Annotated in this window: 17 protein-coding genes; 8 read left to right on the top strand and 9 right to left on the bottom strand. The window is 65.0% G+C overall.

Annotation, left to right across the window (positions count from 1 at the left end):
- The first annotated feature begins 1 nt into the window (after position 1).
- The 6 genes from hutG (at position 2) to K6301_RS05305 (ending at position 6,314) form a co-directional block, all read left to right on the top strand.
- Positions 2-802, top strand: coding sequence for an N-formylglutamate deformylase (gene hutG / locus K6301_RS05330; RefSeq protein ID WP_247219740.1), 801 nt, complete (start codon positions 2-4; stop codon positions 800-802).
- Between the two features lie 16 nt (positions 803-818).
- Positions 819-2,495 (top strand): urocanate hydratase, encoded by a 1,677-nt coding sequence (gene hutU / locus K6301_RS05325; RefSeq protein ID WP_247219739.1) that lies wholly within the window; start codon positions 819-821, stop codon positions 2,493-2,495.
- Between the two features lie 2 nt (positions 2,496-2,497).
- Positions 2,498-3,085, top strand: coding sequence for a HutD/Ves family protein (locus K6301_RS05320; RefSeq protein ID WP_247219737.1), 588 nt, complete (start codon positions 2,498-2,500; stop codon positions 3,083-3,085).
- 95 nt (positions 3,086-3,180) lie between these two features.
- Positions 3,181-3,957 (top strand): ABC transporter substrate-binding protein, encoded by a 777-nt coding sequence (locus K6301_RS05315; RefSeq protein WP_247219735.1) that lies wholly within the window; start codon positions 3,181-3,183, stop codon positions 3,955-3,957.
- A gap of 195 nt (positions 3,958-4,152) precedes the next feature.
- Entirely contained in the window at positions 4,153-5,109 is a 957-nt protein-coding gene (locus K6301_RS05310) for a LysR family transcriptional regulator (protein ID WP_247219733.1), read from the top strand.
- 80 nt (positions 5,110-5,189) lie between these two features.
- Complete coding sequence (locus K6301_RS05305) at positions 5,190-6,314, top strand: NAD(P)/FAD-dependent oxidoreductase (RefSeq protein ID WP_247219731.1); 1,125 nt, start codon at positions 5,190-5,192, stop codon at positions 6,312-6,314.
- 36 nt (positions 6,315-6,350) lie between these two features.
- On the opposite strand, the gene secD is transcribed toward K6301_RS05305, so the two are convergent.
- The 4 genes from secD to K6301_RS05285 all read right to left on the bottom strand — a co-directional run bounded on the left by secD (position 6,351) and on the right by K6301_RS05285 (position 14,290).
- The gene (secD, locus tag K6301_RS05300; protein WP_247219729.1) at positions 6,351-8,888 is read right to left on the bottom strand and encodes a protein translocase subunit SecD; all 2,538 of its coding nucleotides are present in this window, start codon (positions 8,886-8,888) and stop codon (positions 6,351-6,353) included.
- A gap of 105 nt (positions 8,889-8,993) precedes the next feature.
- Positions 8,994-9,416: a hypothetical protein gene (locus K6301_RS05295; protein ID WP_247219725.1), complete on the bottom strand. Its 423-nt coding sequence runs from the start codon at positions 9,414-9,416 to the stop codon at positions 8,994-8,996.
- 139 nt (positions 9,417-9,555) lie between these two features.
- Positions 9,556-13,020 carry an ATP-binding protein gene (locus tag K6301_RS05290; RefSeq protein WP_247219722.1) on the bottom strand — a complete coding sequence of 1,155 codons (3,465 nt, stop codon included), beginning with the start codon at positions 13,018-13,020 and terminating at the stop codon, positions 9,556-9,558.
- A gap of 1 nt (position 13,021) precedes the next feature.
- A complete protein-coding gene (locus tag K6301_RS05285) occupies positions 13,022-14,290 on the bottom strand; it encodes a metallophosphoesterase family protein (protein ID WP_247219719.1) in 1,269 nt (422 codons plus the stop codon).
- A gap of 227 nt (positions 14,291-14,517) precedes the next feature.
- Here K6301_RS05285 and K6301_RS05280 point away from each other — a divergent pair, with 227 nt between their 5' ends.
- Positions 14,518-15,012 (top strand): MarR family winged helix-turn-helix transcriptional regulator, encoded by a 495-nt coding sequence (locus K6301_RS05280; RefSeq protein ID WP_134650955.1) that lies wholly within the window; start codon positions 14,518-14,520, stop codon positions 15,010-15,012.
- Between the two features lie 111 nt (positions 15,013-15,123).
- On the opposite strand, the gene K6301_RS05275 is transcribed toward K6301_RS05280, so the two are convergent.
- The 3 genes from K6301_RS05275 to lon all read right to left on the bottom strand — a co-directional run bounded on the left by K6301_RS05275 (position 15,124) and on the right by lon (position 20,385).
- Complete coding sequence (locus K6301_RS05275) at positions 15,124-17,316, bottom strand: esterase-like activity of phytase family protein (RefSeq protein ID WP_247219717.1); 2,193 nt, start codon at positions 17,314-17,316, stop codon at positions 15,124-15,126.
- A gap of 164 nt (positions 17,317-17,480) precedes the next feature.
- Positions 17,481-17,756 carry a DNA-binding protein HupB gene (gene hupB / locus K6301_RS05270; RefSeq protein ID WP_247219715.1) on the bottom strand — a complete coding sequence of 92 codons (276 nt, stop codon included), beginning with the start codon at positions 17,754-17,756 and terminating at the stop codon, positions 17,481-17,483.
- A 205-nt stretch (positions 17,757-17,961) separates the two neighbouring features.
- Positions 17,962-20,385 carry an endopeptidase La gene (lon, locus tag K6301_RS05265; RefSeq protein ID WP_247219712.1) on the bottom strand — a complete coding sequence of 808 codons (2,424 nt, stop codon included), beginning with the start codon at positions 20,383-20,385 and terminating at the stop codon, positions 17,962-17,964.
- Between the two features lie 464 nt (positions 20,386-20,849).
- Between lon and K6301_RS05260 the strand changes: the two genes are divergently transcribed.
- Positions 20,850-21,167: a carboxymuconolactone decarboxylase family protein gene (locus K6301_RS05260; RefSeq protein WP_425475372.1), complete on the top strand. Its 318-nt coding sequence runs from the start codon at positions 20,850-20,852 to the stop codon at positions 21,165-21,167.
- Positions 21,168-21,229: 62 nt separating this feature from the next.
- On the opposite strand, the gene clpX is transcribed toward K6301_RS05260, so the two are convergent.
- Together clpX and K6301_RS05250 are read right to left on the bottom strand one after the other, a co-directional pair.
- Positions 21,230-22,507: an ATP-dependent Clp protease ATP-binding subunit ClpX gene (gene clpX / locus K6301_RS05255; protein ID WP_134650951.1), complete on the bottom strand. Its 1,278-nt coding sequence runs from the start codon at positions 22,505-22,507 to the stop codon at positions 21,230-21,232.
- A gap of 293 nt (positions 22,508-22,800) precedes the next feature.
- The gene (locus tag K6301_RS05250; RefSeq protein WP_247219710.1) at positions 22,801-23,433 is read right to left on the bottom strand and encodes an ATP-dependent Clp protease proteolytic subunit; all 633 of its coding nucleotides are present in this window, start codon (positions 23,431-23,433) and stop codon (positions 22,801-22,803) included.

Raw genomic sequence — 23,433 nt, 5'->3', positions numbered from 1 at the left:
TATGGCGCTCTTCGAAACCCACCAGGGCACCTCGCCCGTCATCCTCGCCTTCCCCCATACCGGCACCGACGTCCCCGCCGACATACGGGAACGCCTCAACGACAATGGCCGCATCCTCGCCGATACCGACTGGCACATTCACAAACTCTATGACGGCCTGCTGCCCGACGTGACGACGGTGCGCGCCACCTTCCACCGCTACGTCATCGACGCCAATCGCGACCCCGCCGGCATCAGCCTCTATCCCGGCCAGAACACGACGGGCCTCATTCCGGAGACGGATTTCGACGGCAAGCCGATCTGGAAGGAAGGCCAGGCACCGACAGAGGCCGATATCGCCTTCCGGCTCGCCGGCTTCCACGCGCCCTATCACGCAGCGCTTGCAGCCGAGATCGCGCGCGTCAAGGCGATCCACGGCGTGGCTATCGTCTATGATTGCCACTCGATCCGCTCGCACATTCCCTTCCTGTTCGAAGGCCGGCTGCCGGATTTCAACGTCGGCACCGACATGGGACGGACTTGCGCAAGAGCCATCGAAACGGCGACCTACGAGGTCTGCGCGAAGGCCGATGGTTATACCAGCATCCTCAACGGCCGCTTCAAGGGCGGCTGGACGGTGCGCCACTACGGAAAACCGGACACCGGCGTGCACGCCATCCAGATGGAACTGGCGCAGATCAGCCACCTCTCGAGCGAGGCCCCGCCCTTCGCCTATGACGAGGACAAGGCCGCGCGGCAGCGCGTCCACCTGAAAGACATCCTCCACCGCATCGCGGCGCTTGCCGCCACCCTTCCACGCTGACCCGGGAGCCGCAGCCATGACCGACAATCCCCGCCACAACATCCGCACGGTCCGTGCCGCCACCGGCACCGAGCGCACCGCCAAGAGCTGGCTCACCGAAGCGCCGCTGCGCATGCTGATGAACAACCTCGATCCTGACGTCGCGGAAAACCCGCACGAGCTGGTCGTCTATGGCGGCATCGGCCGCGCCGCCCGCACCTGGGCGGATTTCGACAGGATCGTCGCCTCGCTGCGCGATCTCGAGGACAACGAGACGCTGCTCGTGCAGTCCGGCAAGCCGGTCGGCATCTTCCGCACGCACAAGGATGCGCCGCGCGTCCTGATCGCCAACTCGAACCTCGTGCCGCACTGGGCCACCTGGGACCATTTCAACGAGCTGGATCGGAAGGGCCTTGCGATGTACGGCCAGATGACGGCCGGCTCGTGGATCTATATCGGCAGCCAGGGCATCGTGCAGGGCACCTACGAGACCTTCGTGGAGGCAGGTCGCCAGCACTATGGCGGCAATCTCAAGGGCAGATGGGTGCTGACCGGCGGCCTCGGCGGCATGGGCGGCGCCCAGCCGCTCGCCGCCGTCATGGCCGGCGCGTCCTGCCTTGCCGTCGAGTGCAACCCGGATTCGATCGAATTCCGCCTGCGCACTCGATATATCGACGAGAAGGCCGAGACGCTCGATGAGGCGCTCGCCATGATCGACCGCTGGACGAAGGCCGGCGAGGCCAAGTCCGTCGGCCTGCTCGGCAATGCCGCCGAAATCCTGCCGGAAATGGTTCGCCGCGGCATCCGCCCCGACATGGTGACGGACCAGACCTCAGCCCACGACCCAATCAACGGCTACCTGCCGAAGGGCTGGACGATGGCCGAATGGAAGGCCAAGCGCGAAAGCGACCCGAAGGCCGTTGAAAAGGCCGCGCGGGCTTCCATGCGCGAGCATGTCGAAGCCATGATCGCCTTCCAGGACAGCGGCATCCCGACCTTCGACTACGGCAACAACATACGGCAGGTCGCCAAGGACGAGGGCCTGGAAAACGCCTTCGCCTTCCCGGGCTTCGTGCCCGCCTATATCCGCCCGCTGTTCTGCCGCGGCATCGGTCCGTTTCGCTGGGCCGCGCTATCCGGCGATCCCGAGGACATCTACAAGACCGACGCCAAGGTGAAGGAACTGCTGCCCGACAACGAGCACCTGCACAACTGGCTGGACATGGCCAGGGAACGCATCGCCTTCCAGGGCCTGCCGGCGCGTATCTGCTGGGTCGGCCTCGGCGACCGCCACCGCCTCGGCCTCGCCTTCAACGAGATGATCCGGAACGGCGAGCTCAAGGCACCCGTCGTGATCGGCCGCGACCACCTCGACTCGGGCTCCGTCGCTTCGCCGAACCGCGAGACGGAGGCGATGAAGGACGGCTCTGACGCCGTGTCCGACTGGCCGCTGCTCAATGCGCTGCTCAACACCGCCTCGGGCGCTACCTGGGTGTCGCTCCACCACGGCGGCGGCGTGGGCATGGGCTTCTCGCAGCATTCGGGCGTCGTGATCTGCTGCGACGGCACGGATGAGGCCGCCGAGCGTATCGGTCGCGTGCTGTGGAACGACCCGGCCACCGGCGTCATGCGCCATGCAGATGCGGGCTACGACATCGCGCTCGACTGCGCGAAGGAAAAGGGCCTGCGCCTGCCGGGCATTCTGGGCAACTGAGGATGCGGCTCCTTCGCAACGCAGACCATCGCCGCATGCCGTGGAAGAACGGCGGCGGCGAGACGGTCGAGGTGATCGTGCATCCACGCGGCGCCGGCCTCTCCGATTTCGGCTGGCGCGTCAGCATGGCGACGGTGGCGAGCGATGGGCCGTTCTCGCTTTTTCCCGGCATCGACCGCACGCTTGCGGTCCTTTCGGGCGACGGCATGGCGCTGTCCATCGAGGGTCTGGGCGACCGGCTGTTGACGCCGGCCTCGCAACCGCTGTCCTTCCCCGCCGATGCACCGACGATGGCCCGCCTGACGGGAGGCCCGATCACCGACCTCAACGTGATGACCCGGCGCGGCCATTTCAGCCACACGCTCTCGCGCCATGCGGTGAGCGGCAGTTTGAGGCTTCCCGCAGCATCAGGAACACGCCTGCTCGTGGCGCTCGATACGCTCGGCGTCGCCACATCGGTGGGCCTAACCGGCCTCCAGCCGCTGGATACCCTCCTGCTCGACACCGACGTGGAGGTCGAGGTGATCCCGGTCAGCGACGAGGCCGCGTTCTACGACATCCGCATCCTTCCCGCCGTGTCATCCGCATAAGCTGAAATGATAGCTGATATCATGGCTATCTATTTCGTTTATGCCGGAGCGCGCGCTACCGTCACGCCAGGTCACAACACAACAGGGGAACGACCATGAAAAGAACGCTGCTTGCGCTGGCTCTCGCCGGTGCCGCCTTGATCAACGGACAGGCTTTTGCCGAAACGCTGAAGATCGGGACCGAGGGCGCCTATCCGCCCTTCAACTTCCAGGATTCTACCGGAAAGCTCGGCGGTTTCGATGTCGAGATCGGCCTTGCGCTCTGCGAGAAGATGAAGGTCGAATGCGAGGTCGTGGCGCAGGACTGGGACGGCATCATCCCGGGCCTCATCGCCAAGAAATACGACATGATCATCGCGTCGATGTTCATCACCGAAGAGCGCAAGAAGCAGGTCGCCTTCAGCGATCCCTACTATCTCGCCGCCATGACCCATGCCGCGCCCAAGGGCGCCGGCATCACCGACTTCACAAATGAGGGCATGAAGGGCAAGACGATCGGCGCGCAGTCCGGCACGACCCAGGCCGACTATGCCGCGGCGGTCTATCCCGATGCGGATATCAAGCTCTATCCGACACAGGACGAGGTGAACCTCGACATGGCGAACGGCCGTCTCGACCTTCAGGTCGGCGACATGATCCCGCTGCTCGACTGGGTCACCAAGAACGAGGATGGCAAGGCCTGCTGCGAACTCATCGGCAAGCCGATCACCGATCCGAAGTTCGTCGGCGAAGGCGTCGGTATCGCCGTGCGCCAGGACGACAACGATCTTCGCGAGAAGCTCAATGCCGCGCTCAAGGCCATCCGCGAGGACGGCACCTACCAGAAGATCAACGACAAGTACTTCTCCATCGATATCTATACGATGAAGTGAGCATGGGGGCTTTGCGGCCCCTCACCCGGCCTGCCGGCCACCTTCTCCCCGCAAGCGGGGAGAAGGACATGTGTGGTACGGCTTTTCTACCTTTTACGCGCGATGCTTGAGATTAAGGGATGCTGCGGGATGAGGGCAGCCCGCACCCACGGGCAAGCCCCTTGCCTTCCCCCGCCCCGCCGTCATAGCTAGCGCATGCCGATCAATCGCCTCGAACGCTTCGCCCACAATCTCGACTGGAACCTGCTGCGCACCTTCGTCGTGGTGGTGGAGGAAGGCTCGATCACGCGGGCGGCAAACCGGCTTCTTCTACAGCAGCCTGCCGTCAGCATGGCCTTGAAGCGGCTGGAGCAGTCCGTCGGCCACCGGCTCATCGATCGCAGCCCCGGCCGTTTCGAGCTGACGGAGGCCGGCGAGCGGCTGCACGATCTCTGCCACGACATCTTCACCGCCATCGTGCGCCTGCCCGAGGCGATGGAGACGTCCGGCGAGGACATAGCCGGCCACATCACCATTCATTCCGTCAGCCACGCCATGAACCCGGCCTGGGACCGCGCCATCGCCGATTTCTTCCGGCTGCACCCGCGCGTCACGGTGGGCGTGACCGTGGAAACGACGACGGATGTCATCCGCTCGGTGGAACGCGGCGTCGCGACGCTGGGCCTGTCGGACGGGATCATTCCGCCCGAACTCGAAAAAGTGCCCTTCTGCACCGAACGCTACGCGCTCTTTTGCGGCCGCGGCCACCGGCTGTTCGGCGTGCCGGATGTCCGCCTGGAGGACCTGCGCGGCGAACCCTATGTGAGCTTCCTTGCCGACGTGCTCGGCGGGCCGCATATGGGACCGGTAACGGCGGTGCGCGCCATCGGCTCCTTCGGCCAGCAGGTGCGGGCGCTCGCCTTCAATGTCGAGGAAGTGCTACGCTTGGTGGTCGCCAATGCCGGCATCGGCATGCTGCCCTTGCACCTCACGGGGCCGGCCGTCACTGCCGGCGACCTCTGGCAGCTGCCGCCCTATGACGCGCTGCCCGTCGCCGAGACGTTTCGCATCACCAATCCCGGTTCGACGCTCAACCCGGCCGAACGCGCCTTCCTCGCCCATATGGCGGATGTGCCGGCGTGGCACTGGGGCGAGCCGCATCAATCCGGCTGATATCCACCTTCACATCTATAAATTTGAAGAATGCCGATGGCTTGCTTACGGCTTCCTGTGTTCGAACGCTGGAGGACAGCATGCAGACTTTCGACATCGCGATCATCGGCGGCGGCATTGCCGGCCTTTCGCTTGCCCATTTCGTCAGCCCGCATCACTCCGTCGTCGTGCTGGAGCAGGAGGAAGCGCTCGGTTACCACAGCACCGGTCGTTCGGCCGCGGAGTTCACGCTGCGCGACAACCCGCCCCTGGTCAACGCGCTCGCCCGGGCCAGCCACGCCTTCATGACGGCGCCGCCGGAGGGTTTCACTCCGGTTCCGCTCCTTAATGCGCGCGGCGCCATCCTGATCGGAACGCAAGGCAAGGAGGCCCTGGTCAAGGCGCGTTTCGAAGAGGCCAGAGCGCTCGGTGTTGCCGTCGAATGGCTCGACGACGCCGCCCTGCTTGCCCATGCGCCCATCCTCGACCCGGCCTATGTCGCCGCCGCCTATTTCGATCCTGATTACTGGGACATCGAGGTCGATGCGCTGCTGCAAGCCTATGCGCGACACGCGCGCCATAACGGTGCCCGGATCCTTGAGAAACGACAGCTGACAGCAGCCAGGCGAACGGGGGGAAGCTGGCTGATCGAGACGAACGAGGAAACAATCCGCGCCCGGGTTCTTGTCAATGCGGCGGGCGGCTGGGCCGATACGGTCGCCGGTCTCGCCGACGTGGCGCCGATGGGCATCGTGCCCCACCGGCGCACCGCCATCACGGTCGACCTGCCGGCAGGGACCGACGCAAATGCGCTGCCGGAGATCAACGAGATCGAGGACACGTTCTACCTCAAGCCGGAGGGCGGTCGCCTGCTCGCCTCGCCCGCCGACGCCACGCCCTGCGCGCCCGCCGATGTGCAGCCCGAAGAGCTCAATATCGCCTATGCTGCCCACTATGTCGAGGAAGCGACGACGCTCGACGTGCGGCGTGTCGTCAAGAGCTGGGCCGGCATGCGCAGCTTTGCGCCGGACCATCTGCCGGTCGTCGGTTATGCCAGGGATGAACCCGGTTTCTTCTGGCTTGCCGGCCAGGGCGGCTACGGCATCCTCACCTCTCCGGCACTCGGCAGCCTCGCCGCCGCGCTGCTGACGGATCAGCCCGTACCGGAACCGCTCGTCCGCGAGGGCATCGGGGCCGAGACGTTCAGCCCTCGCCGCTTCCCCTGAAACGAAACGGGCGCCTCAAGGGCGCCCGTTCTGATTTTAGGCTTCCGCAGCGGGCGTGCCGGGCGTGCCGGCCGTCCTCGTTGCGCTGCGATCCTTCCAGTAGCGGTTGAGGAACAGCAGGATCGGACCGCCGATATAGATCGACGAGGTCGTCGCGACGATGACGCCGAACAGCATCGGCCAGGCGAAGGGCTTGACCGTGTCGCCGCCCCAGATCGCCATCGGCAGCAGCGAGGCCGCAACGGCAACCGAGGTGAAGATGCATCGCATGACCACCTGGTTGATCGATAGATCGATCAGGTCCGAGAAGGGCATCGTCTTGTATTTTCGCATGTTCTCTCGCATGCGGTCGTACACGACCACCTTGTCGTTCACCGAGTAGCCGATCAGCGTCAGCACGGCGGCGATGGCCGTCAGGTTGAAGTCGATCTGCAGCAGCGCGAAGAAACCGATCATCTTGGTGATATCGAGGATCAGCGTCGCGATGGCGCCCACGGCAAAGTGCCACTCGAAGCGCCACCAGATGTAGATCAGGATGGCGACCATGCCGAGACCCACGGCCAGGAAGCCGGAGCGGGCAAGCTCGGTACTGACCGTCGGGCCCACCACTTCCGTCCGCTCGAAGCTGGCATCCGGAATGACTTCCGCCACACCGTCGCGGATCTTCTGCAAGGCCGCGGTCTGCACTTCCTCGCCGCCCGGCTGACGCTGGACGCGCACGAGGACCGACGTGCCCTGGCCGAATTCCTGCAACGCCACTTCGCCGAGGTTGAGGCCTTCCATCTTCGAGCGCAGCGGCCCCAGATCGATCGGCGTCTTGGACGTCGCCTCCACCTGAATACCGCCGACGAAGTCGATGCCGTAGTTCAGGCCCGGCGTGAAGAACAGGACGATCGAGCTCGTCGAGATGAAGGCCGACACGGCGATCGCGATATAGCGGCCGCGCATGAAGGAGAAGGTCGGCATGCTCCAGGTCTTACCGAAGATCGAATGGATCTCGATCTTCTTCATCTTGCGCCAGATGACCGCCTCGCGCATCAGGAAGCGCACGAAGGTGATCGAGGTGAACATCGAGATCGCAAGGCCGATGATCATGGTGATGGCGAAGCCGCGCACGGGGCCGGAGCCGAACATGAAGAGCAGGACCATGCCGACCATGGTCGTCATGTTGCCGTCGACGATGGTCGCATAGGCCTTGTTGAAGCCGACGTCGAGCGCCTTCATGGCACCCGCCCCGCCCGCCGTTTCCTCTCGGATACGCGCGTTGATGAGGATGTTGGCGTCAACGGCCATGCCGATGCCGAGAATGATACCGGCGATGCCGGGCAGCGTGAGCGTCGAACCGAGAAGGCCGAGCAGGCCGATCGTCAGGATCGTGTGCAGCACGAGACCGAGATTGGCGATGAGGCCCCAGGAACCGTAGAGCACCTGCATGAGCACGACGACGGCGGCAAGGCCGGCGAGACCGGTATAGAGGCCCATGCGGATCGAGTCCGAGCCGAGGTTCGGGCCGACGGTGCGTTCTTCGATGATGGTGAGCGGCGCGGGCAGCGCGCCCGAACGCAGCAGCGCGGAAAGCACGGTCGCTTCCTGCGGGTTGAAGTTACCGGATATCTGGCCCTGGCCGCCGATGATCGGCTCGCGGATGACGGGCGCGGTCAGCACCTTGCCGTCGAGGACGATGGCGAAAGGCTTGCCGACATTGGCCTGCGTGATTTCCGCGAACTGGCGTGCACCGGTGGAATCGAAGCTGAACGAAACGATCGGCTCGCTCGTGCGCTGGTCGAAGCCGGCCTTGGCATCGGCCAGACGGTCGCCGGAAATGGCGACCCGCTCTTCGACGGCGTATTTGTTGTTGTCGTTGGCGCCGGGCAGGATCATCACGCCGCGGGGAGCGACACCGTTCGGATCCACGGTCTGGTCGACCATGTGGAAGCTCATCTGCGCGGTCGAGCCGAGCAGCTGGCGAAGACGCGTCGGGTCCTGGAGACCGGGCAGCTGGACGAGAATGCGGTCGCCGCCGACACGCTGGATGAGCGGTTCGGCAACGCCGACCTGGTCCACGCGGCGGCGGATGATCTCGAGGCTCTGCTCGACCGCAGCCGACATGCGCTCGTTGATACCGGCTTCCGTCAGGGTGACGTTGATCACCTGGCCGCTGGTGGCGACATCGATATCGGAGGAACCGGTGCCGAAGCCGAGGGTCGATGTCGGGGTGGCGAGCTTGCGCACCTCCGGCAGGACCTTGTCGAGCGCGGCCTGGTCGGGCAGCGTCACCGTCAGCGTCGTGCCGTTCAGGCGCGCGGCGGAGGCGCGTTCGCCGGCCGTGCGCAGGATGGCGCGCGTATCGTTGAGCAGCGCATCCATGCGCGCCTTGCGCAGCGCTGCCGAATCCACCTCCAAAACGAGGTGCGAGCCGCCCTTCAGGTCGAGCCCGAGGGTGACGGGGTTGGCGGGCAGGTAGCGCCCGTATTTCGACTGCTGTTCAGGCGTCAGCACGTTCGGCACGGCCGCAAGCACCCCGAAGAGGATGAGAAGGGTCGAGACGATCAGTGCCCATTTGGACGTTTTCATGGGTTTGTTCCAGTTCGACTGCCGGAGTGGCGCGACTGCAAGCCGGCGCCGTCCGTGGGAGCGGTATTGTATCGAATGGCGCGGCGCTACAGGCGCCACGGGGCCTCAGGCAGCAAGGACCGGAGGCGCACGGCTGCGGAAGGCGCTGTGGCCGGCGCGTGCCGGTGCCACATCGTCGGCAGCGTGAAAAACCACATCAACAGCGGTTTCGAAGGGATAGAGCCACGCGCCGCCCACCGAGAGTAAAGCCTTGCCGCCGGCATCGCCCTCGGGCAGGCCGGCCTTGGCCTTGGCGGCCCGCCGCTCGGCATGGCCGCTCGTGCGGAACCACAGGTCGTCGGCGGAGGTGGAAAGTGGCGACGGCGCGACGCCGCCCTCGGCGGCGGTCCGTTGCGGATGCGCAGCCGCACGCGTGTCGTCAGGCAGGGAAAACTGCGAGAGGAACAGGGTGAAGAACAGCACGAGGAAGCCGACGGGTGCAAAACCCCGCTCCCAAGCCGTCCAGTCTTTCCCGTTCCTGATGGTCATGCCTGTCCGTGTTTCTCCACGCAGTGCGGACGCGAAGCAGGCTTCGCAGCGGCGCCGATGGTGCGCCAAGAACCATTTACGGCCCGCCAAGTCAAGTTCGCGGCCTTAACCCTTCCTTGACGATCAGACGTTTCAGCCCTCACAATTCATGGATCGTGACATCCGGGCAGGCTTCAAGCGCGAGATCGCGCAGATGCTGGTGATGGGTGAGATAGATCACCTGCCCGCCCATTGCCATGTCACCCATCACCTTGAGCGTGTTCAGCGCGCGGCGGTCGTCGAAGGTTTCCATGATGTCGTCGGCAATGAAGGGCACGATCTCGCGGCTGGCGGCAATCTCGTGGTAGCCGGCGACGCGCAGCGCCAGATAGAGCTGGAAGCGCGTACCCTTGGAGAGGTCCTTGGCGAGTTTCGAGCCACCGGCGGCGGCATTAACCACGAGGAATTCTCCGTCCTTTTCCAGCACTGTGGACAGCCCGGCATATTCACCGCCGGTTATATCGCGGAACGTGTCGGAGGCCCGCTGCATCATGGCACTACGGTGACGTTCGCGGTACAGCCGCAGCGCCTGCTCGGCCGCCATGATGCCGGCGCGGGTCGCCAGGTACCGGCGGGATTTCTCCGCAAGCTCGATCAGCGCGGTGCGGCGCCTTTCCTCCAGCGCCGCGGCCGCGTCGCTGCCGGCGACCTTCGCCAGCGCTTCCTCGGCCCGCACGCGCGCCAGATGATGTTCCTGCACCTCGCTATCGAGCGCATCGAGCTGCACGGCGAGATCGGCCTTTTCGGCCTGAAGCTGGTCGCCGTCCACCGCCGCCAGCAGCGCCTCCGCCTCATCGACGGTGTCGGTGTGCATCTGCTCCACCAGACTGCGGGCGGCGTCTGCGACATGGGAGAGCACATCGTCCCGCTGGCGGTAGGCCTCGAGAAGGCCGGCCGCCTCCGCAAGACTGTCGCAACCGAGGAAGGTGAAGATTTCCGAGAGGCGGGCAGCGAGCACGGCGCGCTGCTCCTCCAGCGCCCCCGCCTCTTCCGTGAGCCGCGCCAGCGTCTTGTCGATGGCCTCGCGCCGCTCACGCGTGCTGCGGGCGTCGGCAAGGCGGCGGGCAAGCACGGCGACGACGGAGAGGCAATCGTTCACGTCGAAGGGTTCGCCGAGACGTTCGGCGAGGCCGCGGGCGCGGTCGGCGTAATCCTGCTGATCGCGGCGCATGGCGGCGATGCGGTAATCCAGCTCGCCCTTGCGCTCGATATTCTGGGCAAGCGCCTGCAAGGCGGGCAGCAGGGCGGCCAGCCGTTCCGGGTCGTCACCGGCCGCATCGCCTGCAAGCCATGTGCCCGCCACGTCCGCATTCCAGTCCTGCTGCCATGTCTGGAGGTCGGCCGCCGCCTCCTCCGCCGCCAGCCGCCGCGCCTCGACGTCGGCCTGCGCCCGCTCAAGCGCATCGGCGGCGGCCAGCCGCGCGGCGTGCGACGCGCGAAGCGCCTCCAGCCGGTCCTCGGCCAGAACGAGAAGTTCATCGAAAGGCATCTCGGCCGCATCGACGCCGAGCATCGGGGCCAGCCGCTCGGAAAGGGCCTGCGCCTCCGCGCCGACGAGGTTTGCCTCCACCCTGCAACGGGCAAGGTCGTCGGCCGCCTCCAGCGCCGCCGCCCGGCGTTCCAGCCATGCCAGCACGTCGGCCGGCGACAGGCTTTCGGCGAGCCCAAGCCCGCCCGCAAGCGCGGCGATGTCGGCCTCGACATCCCGCTGCCCCTGCTCCAGCCGCCCCGCCTCCTCCATGAGAACGGCAAGGCGCGCGGATGCTTCCGCGCCGGTGCGCTCGTGCAGGCGGATTTCCGACAGGCGGTCGGCATTGCGCAGCCGCAGTTCCGCCGCGCGATCGTCATCGCGCATCGCCGTCTCGAAGACATCGGCCGTCGACGCGTCGAGGCGCGCACGATGGGCGTGCCAGGCCGCATCACGGGCGGCGCGCAGGCGCTCGGTCTGCTCGTCGCTGACGGCCCCGGTCACGGCCAGGAGCGCGTCGAGCTTTGCCCTGGCCGAGGCAACGTCCAGGCTGGCGCCGGCGATCTGCTCCTGCTGGCGGCGCAAGGCTTCGGCCGCGACCTCGCTGCGCTTGCGCAGGGCATCGACATCGCCGGTCGCGGGCACGGCAAGCCGCCGCAGGGCCTCCGGCGTGCCGTCCCAGGGCAGAAGATGCGCCATGGCGTTCTCCGCCTCCTGCCCGGCAACGGCAGCGAGGCGACGGGCCGCACGCAGCCGCCCGGACAGGTCGTTGGCGCGCGCGGCACGCAGCGCGGTGGCAAGCGTGGTCTGCAACGCCGCATCGGTGCCGGCTTCGCCTTCGAAGGTCCCGGCATCCCCGCCCAGGGCCTCCAGCGCCTTTTGCGCATCCGCATGTTCGCGCTTCGCCGTCCCGGCACGCTCGGCCAGCGTTGCCCGGCGCGACAGACGTTTCATGAGCCGGTCTGCGAGCCCGACGGGCAGCACGAGATCGTCCGGATCGGTATCCGGCGCCAGCATGAGCGCAGCGAGTGCATCCGCCATCGTCGCCTCGAGCCGGTCGCGATCGGCCTCGCGCGCGGCAAGGTCCATGCCGGCGGTGCGGAAACGGGCTTCCAGCGCGGACCCGGACAGGGCGAGAATATCGGCCTCGGCATGCAGGATCGCGTCATCCTCCGGCAGGGCATCGCGCTCGTCGCCGTTCCTGTGGCGCTCGCGGTCCAGATGCTCCGTGCGCGCCGTAATCTCCGCTTCCTCCCGCGCCAGCTCGCCCAGCAGGCCGCGCCAGCCCGGCGGCGGCGATTCCCCGAGGTCGAAGGCGGCCAGCTCGGCCCGCAGCGCGCGAAGGCGACGCAGCGCCGGCAGCGCGCCAAGACTGCGCTCCACCTCGACCAGCGCGCCACGCAGCCTGGTGCGGGCCGCCGTCGCCGCCTCCAGCCTGATGGCAGCGGCGTCGCGCTCGCGCAAAAGCAGGCCGTAGTCGCGGGCGGCGACGTCGAGCGCCTTGCGCTCGGCCGCCAGCGCCTCGATTTCGGCCTTGAGATTGGAAAGCCCGTGCTTGCGGCCGGACGGACGATAGAACTCGTCGGCCTCGGCCTTCAGCCCCGTGAGCGCAGAAGCCATGTCGGATAGGCCGGAACTGGCGGAAAACAGCATCGCGCCAAGCTCGCCCTCGCTTTTCAGGATGTCCTCGCCGCCCTTCTCGATGCTCTCGTCATCGAGCGAGAACATCGTGCGGTAGGCGTGGCGGTCCATGCCGCCGAGCACGGAGGCGAAGAGCCCATCCGGCAACGGCCGGTCGTCGGCGGTGACGAGCGACGCCTGGTTGCGCTTCAGCCGATAGGCTTCCTGCTGTGAGGCGCCGATCGACAGCAGGCCGCCGACGCGCATCAGCGAATAGGGGTGCAGGAAGCCGTAGGCGCTGGATTTCTCGATGCCGAAGAGCAGGTCGAGATAGGCGGAAAACAGCGTCGACTTGCCGGCCTCGTTGGGGCCGTGCACGAGATGGAAATCCGGCTTGCCCGGCCGTGTCGTGCCGAAATCGAGACTGCGGTCGGTGAACTTGCCGTAGCGAATGAGATCGAGGCGGTCGAGGCGCATTCTATGTCCTCCCGCCTTCGCCGCCGAGGCGGGCCAGCACGGCGTCGGCACCCGTCAGCGCCAGTTCGGACAGCAGCGCCTCCTCGGCCGCCTCATCCGCGGCAAGCAGGCCGCGCGCCTCCTTCGGCAGCTGGCGCAGCAGATCGCTCAGTGCCTCGCGCAGGTCCTCGCGATAGGCATGGCTTTCCACGACATTCTCATGCATCAGCCGCGAAAGCTCGCCCACCGGCCCGGCATCCCCGCCGGTCACGGCAGCCGGCACGGTCACGGAAAGCTCGACGGTCTCGATCCAGCATTCGCCGAGCGAGGCGGCGAGGTTCTGCGCTTCGGCAAGCAGCAGGTCCTCGTCGCGGCGCAGGCGCCAGGCGAGCGGCGTCGCCCCCGTCAGGAGCAAGCGCGCGACGAGATGCGCGCCACCGGCCGCCGCGCGCGCCGCGCCGAGTGCGGCCTCCACCCGGTCGAGCATGCCGCTCCAGTCGTCGATTGCGGAGAGATCGACGGCGATGCGCTCGAACACGGCGACCGCGACGGCACGCTCCTCGCAGGTGATCGTGCCGTCGTCATCGATATCGACGAGCGTGACGCCCTTCGGCCCGGCTTCGTTGATATCGCGGCCCTGCGGATTGCCCGGCATGACGATCCAGGGCTTTTGCGCATGCACCCGCCGCTGGTGGATATGGCCGAGCGCCCAATAGTCGAAACCATGCCCCGCAAGATCGGCGAGACCGACCGGCGCATAGGGATCGTGGCGGCTCGCACCGGCCAGGCTGGTATGCATCACCCCAATATTCACGGCGTCCGCCACCGGTGCGCGATAGGTCGGCAACAGCGAGGCCGGCGCGTGCGGATTGGCGAAGCTGACGCCGTGCACATGCACCTCGCGGCCGTTCGAGAGCGTGCCGGCCAGCACCGGCCGGCCGCGGCCGTCGAAGACATGCACATTCGGCGGAAAGGTCAGTTCGCGGGTGATCTGCGATTGCGCATCGTGGTTGCCGCGAATGACGAAGACGCGGATACCGGCCGCATCCAGCCTGCGCATCTGCTCCATCAGGAAGAGCGCCGTCGCCATGGAAGTCTGCGAGCCGTCATAGAGGTCGCCGGCGATCACCACGGCGTCCACCGCCTCCCCCAGCGCCAGATCGACGATGCGTTCGAGCGCCTTGCGCGTCGCCCCGCGTACGAGGTCGCCAAGCTCGGCATTGCGCAGCGCAAGCGATGTCAGCGGCGAATCGAGATGCAGATCGGCGGTGTGGATGAAGCGGAAAGACATGGCCGGACAATCGCCTCCGCGTTCCGCGGGGTCAATGCCCGCAAAGGCACCGTCGGCGTTATGCAGGGGAAATCATCACCTTACCGCCAGCCTTGGAAAACCCTCGAAAAGCGGTCCTTAACCTGATCGTCAGCATTTACAGTCATCGTTCAATATATATGATCAAATTATCCGAAAAACTTCGTGATCATTTGACATGGTCCCTCATAATACCTATATTTCCCCTCATGAGTAGCACGATAGAAATCTCCCAAGGCATGTTCAAACTCTACCATCAGGTCAGCCGCCTGGTGAACGAGTGCATGATGGACGAAGGTGTGTCGCTCGCCCGCAGCAAGTTCCTGCTCCTTCTGGAATGTCAGGGCCCCCAGCGGTCGACGGATATCGCCTGCGCGCTTGGTTTCGCACCCAGGACGGTGACGGAAGCGATCGATGGTCTCGAGCGTGACAAGCTCGTCATGCGCGAGCCCGATCCGAAGGACCGCCGTGCCAAGATCGTTTCGATTACGGATATGGGCCGCACGGTCATCTCCGCCGCCCAGCAGCCGCAGCACAAGACGATCGAAGCCATCTTCAGTGCACTGACCGAAGACCAGAAGCAGCATATGAAGGAAATCATCCGCTGTCTCAGCGAGAAGACCGAAGAGCTGCAACGGGAAAGAGACAAGCGTGCCGGCGATCTCGACGCCGCACCCCAGCGTTCCCTGCAGGACGCCGTCTAGTTTGAACATCATGAAAATCGAAAGGCCGGGATCGAAAGACCCCGGCCTTTTTCTTTTGGGCCCGGCCGCCCGGCGCCTCCCCTCCTGAGAGACGGCGCCGGGCCGTGCGCCTTACATGGTATTGATCGGCCCGATGCCGAAGAACAGCGTCTCGCCGGAGGAATCGTCCACGCCGTCATTGTCGGTGACGACGAAGCCGTTGCCGGCGGCGTCGATGGTGAAGCCCTCGACCTTGTCCACGACATAGCCGTTGTTGGCCTTGAGGTCGGGAATGAGGTCGCGGACCTCTTCCTTCTTCACGACCGGCAGGTCACCGCCGAGCTTGGCCGGCTTCAGGTCGGCAAGCGCCACGCGGAAGAGCTTCTTCAGCTTCGCGGCCTGGCCGATCTGATTGTCGCGCTCGATCACATAGGCGTAGTCGCCGCTGGCGGTGATTTCCGACAGGCCGACCCAGCCGGCTTCGGTCTTTTCGAGCGGGTAGCGCACCGCGCCCCATTCCTTGGACGACGGCTTGTAGGAGACAAGCTTGACGAAGCCCTTCTCGTCGTCGCCCCATTCCCGCTGCACGGCCATCCACAGCACCTTATCGTCGCCTTCGCCGACGCTGGTGATGCCCTCGAAGCCGAAACGCTTTTCATGGGCGCGCAGCTCGGCGGGAATGGCGATCTCCGCCTGGATCTCGCCCTTGGCGTTCACGTTGATGATGGCATGGCTGTAGAGCTTGTCGGCATCGCCCTCGTTGGCCAGCCAGAAACCGCCCTCGCCGTCGGGCGTGATACCTTCGATGTCGAGTTTCTGCGCCGCCGCGCCGTTGCGGGTTATGCGCAGCGCGTCGACCATCTTCGCCGGCTTCGCCGTGGCGTCGATCGTGAAGATGGTCGGCTGCGAGGCGTAGAAGGAATCGTTCACGGCATAGATGAAGCCCGGCTTTTCCGGCACGGGTGCAAGGCCCGAGAGCGCGCCGAAGCCGATCAGTTCGCCGTCCTTTTCCGTGGAGACGAGTTGCGGATAGGCCGCCTCGCCTTCCCCGCGCTCGTAGATCATGACATGCGAGCGCGCGCCGCCGTCCTCGACCAGATCGGCTTCGTTGGCCGTCACGAACACGTTGCGGGCGGGAATGGCGACGGCCCCTTCCGGTGCGATGCCGGAAGGCAGAAGCTGGAGAAGCGCGGGCTCGCCGCCGGTATCCTTGTAGACGCCGACGATGGAGGCGCGCTCGGCCAGCACGAAGAACAGGTTGTCCTCGCCGAACCTCGCCGCTTCCAAGCCCTCTGGCTCGATGCCCTTCTTGTTGCGCTTGTCGGGATAGTGGCCGATCTTCACGATCTCGCGCTCGAAGGCCGCGCCATTCTCGTAGAGAACCTTGCCCTGCTTGTCGAAGATGGTGAAGCCGCGCGCGCCGCCCTTCCAGTCACCCTCGTTGGCGACCAGCAGGCGGTTGTCGTCCAGCCACTTCACGGCGTCGGGCTCGCGCGCGACATCCTTCATCTCGCCGGTGAATTTCAGCGCGCCGTCCTTCTTGGTGTCGATGCCCTCGAGGTTGACGGTGCCGGCGGAGAAATGGCTCTTCACGGTGCCGGTCTTGCCGTCGACGACGACGATATGGTTGTTCTCCTGGAGCGTGACGGCCACCTCGTCCAGGCTGTTGAAGGACACAAATTCCGGTTCCGGGTCCTCGCCGCCGACCTCGGCAAGCCCGGTCAGGTCCACGCGCTTGAGCGAGCCGCAATCGACCACGCCGTCCTTGACGGAGAGGAGCACCAGGTCACCGGCCGGCATCTGCGGCAGCGCGCCGTCGTTCACGTCCTCGTCGCGCTCGTTTTCGATGGCGATCGCGGCGATCGTCTTGTCCTTGTTAAGCGCGATGGAGTCCGGCTGGCCACCGATATCGCACGTCGCCTCGACGGTCTTCGAAGCGAGATCCACCTGGGCCAGGACGCCCGAGGGATTGGTGTAGCTCTCACGCGTGTTGACGGCGACCAGCACCTTGGCGCCGGCTACGGTCACCGACGTTGGCTCGCCCTCGAGCCTGACGGAGCCGCCGGCCTTCGGCGCCTTCGCATCGGTGATGTCGACGAAGCCGATCGCCTTGTTCGGGCTGTCGGAATAGACCAGCGTGTTGCCGTCCTCGGTGGCGGCGATGATTTCGGCCGAAGTGGGCGTCGCCGTGTCGGCGCCGTCTGGCAGATTGTCGGCAACGGCAAAGGACGCGATGCGGTTGAAGACGGGCTCGGCGCTTGCGGCCGGAGCCACGGATGCGGCCAGCACGGCTGCCAGGGCGGCGGTGAGCGAACGGGTTTTCATGGGATCCTCCGGAATCCGGTTGAATGGAACCCGGCGGTTCTGCGGCCTTCCTGTTACAGAGACATGACAGCCCGCAAATAAAAAGGGGCCCGGACGAACCGGACCCCGGCCCTGAATGTCAGGTATTGCGGCGGAGTGGATAACCGCTCTGCCCGAACTGAGGATCAGCCGTTGACGGCGTCCTTCAGGCCCTTGCCGGCCGAGAACTTCGGCACGTTGCGAGCCGGGATCTCGATCTCGGCGCCCGTCGAAAGGTTGCGGCCCTTCGAAGCTTCACGACGCGATACGGAGAAATTGCCGAAACCGACGAGACGAACGTCGCCGCCGTTCTTGAGTTCGCCCTGGATGGTCTCGAATACGGCGTCGACAGCCGATGCTGCGTCCGTCTTCGACAGGCCCGACTTTTCAGCGACCGAAGATACGAGTTCATTCTTGTTCATGTTTCCACCCCTTTCATACGGTTTGAAACGACTCATACAAGTCGGGGGCAGAATACGCATCACCCCTCGCCCCGCAAGAAAATTTCGTCGCAATCGCCTGAGAATCCGGGCTTTACACACGCTTTTCAACGAAAAAGACCGGCCAGAGGGCCGGTCTTTTCCAGTTTCGGGTCCAAAAGCCGGGGTCTTTAGCCGGCGTAAGGCCTCAATGTGCGACCGTTCCGGCGCCGTCTTCGGACGATTCGACGGCCGGAACCTTGGCCGCTTCGGCCGTTCCGTCCCACTCGATCGGCTCGGGCTTGCGCAGCAGCGCATGCTCGATGACCTCGCCCATGCGCGAGACCGGAACGATTTCCATGTTGTTCTTCACATTGTCCGGGATATCCGCCAGATCCTTGGCGTTCTCTTCCGGGATCAGAACCTTCTTGATGCCGCCGCGAAGGGCCGCGAGCAGCTTTTCCTTGAGACCGCCGATCGGCAGGACCCGGCCACGCAGCGTCACTTCGCCCGTCATAGCGATATCCTTCGAGACCGGAATGCCGGTCATGATGGAAACGATGGCGGTCGCCATGGCGATACCGGCCGACGGACCGTCCTTCGGCGTCGCGCCTTCCGGCACGTGCACGTGGATGTCGGTCTTGTCGAAGCGCGGCGGCTCGATGCCGAAATCGACGGCGCGCGAGCGGACATAGGATGCCGCTGCCGAAATCGATTCCTTCATCACGTCCTTCAGGTTGCCCGTGACCGTCATGCGGCCCTTGCCACCCGGCAGGCTGACGCCTTCGATGGTGAGCAGTTCGCCGCCGACTTCCGTCCAGGCAAGACCCGTGACGACGCCGACCTGATCCTCACGCTCGGCTTCGCCGTGGCGGAAGCGCGGAACGCCCAGGAAGTCATGGATGTTGTCAGCCGTGACCTCGACCTTCTGCGCCTTGCCCTTGATGATCTCGGTCACCGCCTTGCGGGCGAGCTTCATCAGTTCACGCTCGAAGTTACGCACACCGGCTTCGCGGGTGTACTGCTGGATGACCGCCATCAGCGCGCCGTCGGTGACCGAAAACTCCTTCGGCTGCAGTGCGTGGTCGCGGATCGCCTTGGGCAGCAGGTGCCTTTTCGCGATTTCCAGCTTTTCCTCTTCCGTGTAGCCGGCGATGCGGATCACTTCCATGCGGTCCATCAGGGGTGCCGGAATGTTCAGCGTGTTCGCCGTCGTCACGAACATGACGTTGGACAGGTCGTATTCGACTTCCAGGTAGTGATCCATGAAGGTCGAGTTCTGTTCGGGATCCAGCACTTCGAGCAGGGCCGAAGACGGGTCGCCGCGGAAATCCATGCCCATCTTGTCGATCTCGTCGAGCAGGAAGAGCGGGTTGGACTTCTTGGCCTTCTTCATCGACTGGATGACCTTGCCGGGCATCGAGCCGATATAGGTGCGGCGGTGACCGCGGATCTCGGCCTCGTCGCGCACGCCGCCAAGCGCCATGCGGATATACTCACGGCCGGTCGCCTTGGCGATCGACTTGGCGAGCGAGGTCTTGCCGACGCCCGGAGGGCCGACGAGGCACAGGATCGGGCCCTTGATCTTGGTCGAGCGGGCCTGCACGGCGAGATACTCGACGATGCGCTCCTTGACCTTGTCGAGACCGAAATGGTCCTCGTCGAGGATCTTTTCCGCCGCGTTGAGGTCGGTCTTGATCTTCGACTTCTTGCCCCACGGAATGCCCGTCAGCCAGTCGAGATAGTTGCGCACGACGGTGGCTTCCGCCGACATCGGGCTCATCTGGCGCAGCTTCTTCAGCTCGGCATCCGCCTTCTCGCGGGCCTCCTTGGAAAGCTTGACCTTGGCGATCTTCTCTTCAAGTTCGGCCATCTCGTCGCGGCCGTCCTCGCCGTCGCCGAGCTCCTTCTGGATCGCCTTCATCTGTTCGTTGAGGTAGTACTCGCGCTGGGTCTTCTCCATCTGGCGTTTGACACGCGAGCGGATGCGCTTTTCGACCTGCAGGACGGAAATCTCGCCTTCCATGAAGCCGAGCGCCTTTTCAAGCCGCAGCTTGACGCTCGTCGTCTCGAGCATTTCCTGCTTCTCGACGATCTTGATGGACAGGTGCGAGGCGACCGTGTCGGCGAGCTTCGAGTAGTCCTCGATCTGGCTTGCGGCACCGACGACCTCGGGAGAGATCTTCTTGTTGAGCTTAACGTAGTTCTCGAACTCGGAGACGACCGAGCGCGACAGCGCCTCGATTTCGACCGGGTCTTCCTCCGGCTCCACCAGGACGTGGGCGGTGGCTTCGTAGAATTCCTCGCGATCGGTATAGCCGTCGATCTCGGCGCGCGCGCGGCCTTCGACAAGCACCTTCACGGTGCCGTCGGGCAGCTTCAGAAGCTGGAGAACGTTGGCCACGGTGCCGATGCGGTAGATGGCGTCGGTTTCCGGATCGTCGTCGGAGGCGTTGATCTGGGTGGCAAGCATGATCTGCTTGTCGGTGCCCATGACCTCTTCCAGCGCACGGATCGACTTCTCGCGACCGACGAACAACGGCACGATCATGTGCGGGAACACCACGATGTCGCGCAGGGGCAGGACCGGGAAGGCCGTGGATTCGTGCGGCGCAGACGTCTTTTTCGTCATGTCATTTCCTTTCAAACGTCCCGTTTCCGGGAACCGGACCGATCGGCACCTCAAGGCGCCGGGCCGGCGATCTTTTCCATCCACAAGTGGCGTGCGGTTAACGCTTTTTCAAGCCCGGCGACAGGGAGCCCCCTTCCAGTCGCCGACCAGACGAACGAACATCAGGAACACTAGTCCTCCGCGCTGTCGCGGACCTTGCGGTCTTCCCACCGACGGCGCCACCGAGGCATTGCCAGGCAGATTCGCGGTCTTCCATATTCGCCTGCCGCGCCGTGTTTCGCAACGGCCTCCCGCGATATCGCCTGCCTTGCATCATGCCCTTTCCGAGCGCAAGCGGCCAATCACGAAATGTAGCGCGCAGCCGTTTCGCGACACCCGGAAAACCGCCCGTCTTGACCTGTCGCAAGACGGGCCGGCGCTCGATGTGCCAGAGTATCGGCGAACAGAGCAGGAAAGGATCGCCCGTGAACGACACGTCTCTCGTCAGCAACGCATTCCAGACATTCATGAAGGACGCGCCCGCGCACAGCCAGGCCTGGCTAGAAGCCGTGGCGAAACTCGGCGCAGCGTCGGCGCTCGACGCCAAGACCCAGGCGCTCGCCTATATCGCCGTGCTCGCCGCCGTCCGGCTGGAAAGCGGGCTTGCCTTCCATGTGGCGGAAGCAAAGGCGGCCGGCGCAAGCCGCGAGGACGTCATAAGCGCCGTCCTGACGGGCCTGCCGGCGGTCGGCAACGGCGTCACCGCCGCCCTGCCCGCCGCCATCGCGGCCTACGATCGCTGAGGCCCACATGAAAAGACCCGCCCGTTGCCGGGCGGGTCCTCTGTCTGAAATGCTGCGAGGGATCAGGCCGAAACGTTGGCCTTCTCGTCGGCGCGCTCGGAGTAGATGTAGAGCGGCCGGGCGGTGCCCTTGGCGACTTCGTCGGAAATGACGACTTCGCGCACGCCTTCCAGTTCCGGCAGTTCGAACATCGTGTCGAGCAGGATCTTCTCCATGATCGAGCGCAGGCCGCGGGCACCCGTCTTGCGGACGATGGCCTTGCGGGCGATCTCGCGCAGCGCGTCCTCGTGGAAGGTCAGTTCGACGTCTTCCATCTCGAACAGGCGCTGGTACTGCTTGACGAGCGCGTTCTTCGGCTCCGACAGGATCTGGATCAGCGCATCCTCATCGAGATCCTCGAGCGTCGCCAGGACCGGCAGACGACCGATGAATTCCGGGATGAGGCCGAACTTGACCAGGTCTTCCGGCTCCAGTTCGCGCAGGACTTCGCCGACGCGGCGATCTTCCGGTGCGCGCACCATCGCGCCGAAGCCGATCGAGGTCTTCTCGCCGCGGGCGGAGATGATCTTGTCGAGGCCGGCAAAGGCGCCGCCGCAGATGAACAGGATGTTCGTCGTGTCGACCTGCAGGAATTCCTGCTGCGGATGCTTGCGGCCGCCCTGCGGGGGCACGGAGGCAACCGTGCCTTCCATGATCTTCAGAAGCGCCTGCTGCACGCCCTCGCCCGAGACGTCACGCGTGATCGACGGATTGTCGGACTTGCGCGAAATCTTGTCGACTTCGTCGATATAGACGATGCCGCGCTGCGCACGCTCGACATTGTAGTCGGCCGCCTGCAGGAGCTTGAGGATGATGTTTTCCACATCCTCGCCAACGTAACCGGCTTCGGTCAGCGTCGTGGCGTCGGCCATCGTGAACGGCACGTCGATGATGCGGGCGAGCGTCTGGGCAAGGTACGTCTTGCCGCAGCCCGTCGGGCCGACCAGCATGATGTTCGACTTGGCCAGTTCCACGTCCGAGCCCTTGGCGGCATGCGCCAGGCGCTTGTAGTGGTTGTGCACCGCCACCGACAGGATGCGCTTGGCCTGCTGCTGGCCGATGACATATTCGTCGAGGACCTTGATGATATCCTGGGGCGTGGGAACGCCGTCGCGGGATTTCACCATCGAGGTCTTGTTCTCCTCGCGGATGATGTCCATGCACAATTCCACGCATTCATCGCAGATGAACACGGTCGGTCCGGCAATAAGCTTGCGGACCTCGTGCTGGCTCTTGCCGCAGAAGGAGCAGTAGAGGGTATTCTTGGAGTCGCCGCCGTTGCTGCCGCTGACCTTGCTCATATCACTTTCCTTCCAGCACGCCGTCCACCCCTCGCAAGATGGCCGGACACTCAAACCGCCTTTTCCGGAACGCTCGGGAAAGCGCAGCCCGTCAAGGCTTAGGGGGTACTAACCGAACGGGGCGACACAGCCCTGGCCGGTGGCAACGAATCCCCCACCGAAATACCGAATGCTAGGCTCTCACAAATCACCATAGCATTAACAGTCAATATTAGCCGCTTTGCCGCCGGGATAAAGCCCTGTGCACCTTACAAATGTGTCACAATAGCTTCATCCGCGGCAAAACCATGACATTACGCGCCTTCGACACCCTCGATCGCCTCGCGGCTGGTGATGACGCGGTCGACCAGGCCCCAGTCCTTCGCCTCGTCGGCGCTCATGAAATGATCGCGGTCGAGCGTCTGTTCCACTTCCTCGTAGGTGCGGCCGCAATGCTTGACATAGACCTCGTTGAGCTTGCGCTTCATCTTGATGATGTCCCTGGCGTGGCGCTCGATGTCCGAGGCCTGGCCGGAGAAGCCGCCCGAAGGCTGGTGCACCATGATGCGCGCATTCGGGGTGGCGAAGCGCATGTCCTTGTGGCCGGCGGCCAGAAGCAGCGAGCCCATGGAGGCCGCCTGGCCGATGCACAGCGTCGACACGGCCGGCTTGATGAACTGCATCGTGTCGTAGATCGCCATGCCCGAGGTGACGACGCCACCCGGCGAATTGATGTAGAGCGCGATTTCCTTCTTCGGGTTTTCGGCCTCGAGGAAGAGAAGCTGCGCGCACACCAGCGTGGCGATGTGATCTTCCACCGGACCGGTCAGGAAGATGATGCGCTCCTTAAGGAGACGCGAATAGATGTCGTAGGAACGCTCGCCGCGGTTGGTCTGCTCGACGACCATCGGCACCAGAGCCATGGCGGTATCTACGGGATTTCTCAT

Origin of the sequence: Shinella oryzae (genome assembly GCF_023038235.1) — a bacterium.
GTDB lineage: Bacteria > Pseudomonadota > Alphaproteobacteria > Rhizobiales > Rhizobiaceae > Shinella > Shinella sumterensis.
This window is presented reverse-complemented; position numbering and strand designations above follow the sequence as displayed.

What these genes read in the sequence shown, in the direction of transcription:
- hutG (WP_247219740.1), top strand. Translation starts at nt 2, where the DNA reads ATGGCGCTCTTCGAAACCCACCAGGGCACCTCGCCCGTCATCCTCGCC.
- hutU (WP_247219739.1), top strand. Translation starts at nt 819, where the DNA reads ATGACCGACAATCCCCGCCACAACATCCGCACGGTCCGTGCCGCCACC.
- K6301_RS05320 (WP_247219737.1), top strand. Translation starts at nt 2,498, where the DNA reads ATGCGGCTCCTTCGCAACGCAGACCATCGCCGCATGCCGTGGAAGAAC.
- K6301_RS05315 (WP_247219735.1), top strand. Translation starts at nt 3,181, where the DNA reads ATGAAAAGAACGCTGCTTGCGCTGGCTCTCGCCGGTGCCGCCTTGATC.
- K6301_RS05310 (WP_247219733.1), top strand. Translation starts at nt 4,153, where the DNA reads ATGCCGATCAATCGCCTCGAACGCTTCGCCCACAATCTCGACTGGAAC.
- K6301_RS05305 (WP_247219731.1), top strand. Translation starts at nt 5,190, where the DNA reads ATGCAGACTTTCGACATCGCGATCATCGGCGGCGGCATTGCCGGCCTT.
- secD (WP_247219729.1), bottom strand. Translation starts at nt 8,888, where the DNA reads ATGAAAACGTCCAAATGGGCACTGATCGTCTCGACCCTTCTCATCCTC.
- K6301_RS05295 (WP_247219725.1), bottom strand. Translation starts at nt 9,416, where the DNA reads ATGACCATCAGGAACGGGAAAGACTGGACGGCTTGGGAGCGGGGTTTT.
- K6301_RS05290 (WP_247219722.1), bottom strand. Translation starts at nt 13,020, where the DNA reads ATGCGCCTCGACCGCCTCGATCTCATTCGCTACGGCAAGTTCACCGAC.
- K6301_RS05285 (WP_247219719.1), bottom strand. Translation starts at nt 14,290, where the DNA reads ATGTCTTTCCGCTTCATCCACACCGCCGATCTGCATCTCGATTCGCCG.
- K6301_RS05280 (WP_134650955.1), top strand. Translation starts at nt 14,518, where the DNA reads ATGAGTAGCACGATAGAAATCTCCCAAGGCATGTTCAAACTCTACCAT.
- K6301_RS05275 (WP_247219717.1), bottom strand. Translation starts at nt 17,316, where the DNA reads ATGAAAACCCGTTCGCTCACCGCCGCCCTGGCAGCCGTGCTGGCCGCA.
- hupB (WP_247219715.1), bottom strand. Translation starts at nt 17,756, where the DNA reads ATGAACAAGAATGAACTCGTATCTTCGGTCGCTGAAAAGTCGGGCCTG.
- lon (WP_247219712.1), bottom strand. Translation starts at nt 20,385, where the DNA reads ATGACGAAAAAGACGTCTGCGCCGCACGAATCCACGGCCTTCCCGGTC.
- clpX (WP_134650951.1), bottom strand. Translation starts at nt 22,507, where the DNA reads ATGAGCAAGGTCAGCGGCAGCAACGGCGGCGACTCCAAGAATACCCTC.
- K6301_RS05250 (WP_247219710.1), bottom strand. Translation starts at nt 23,433, where the DNA reads ATGAGAAATCCCGTAGATACCGCCATGGCTCTGGTGCCGATGGTCGTC.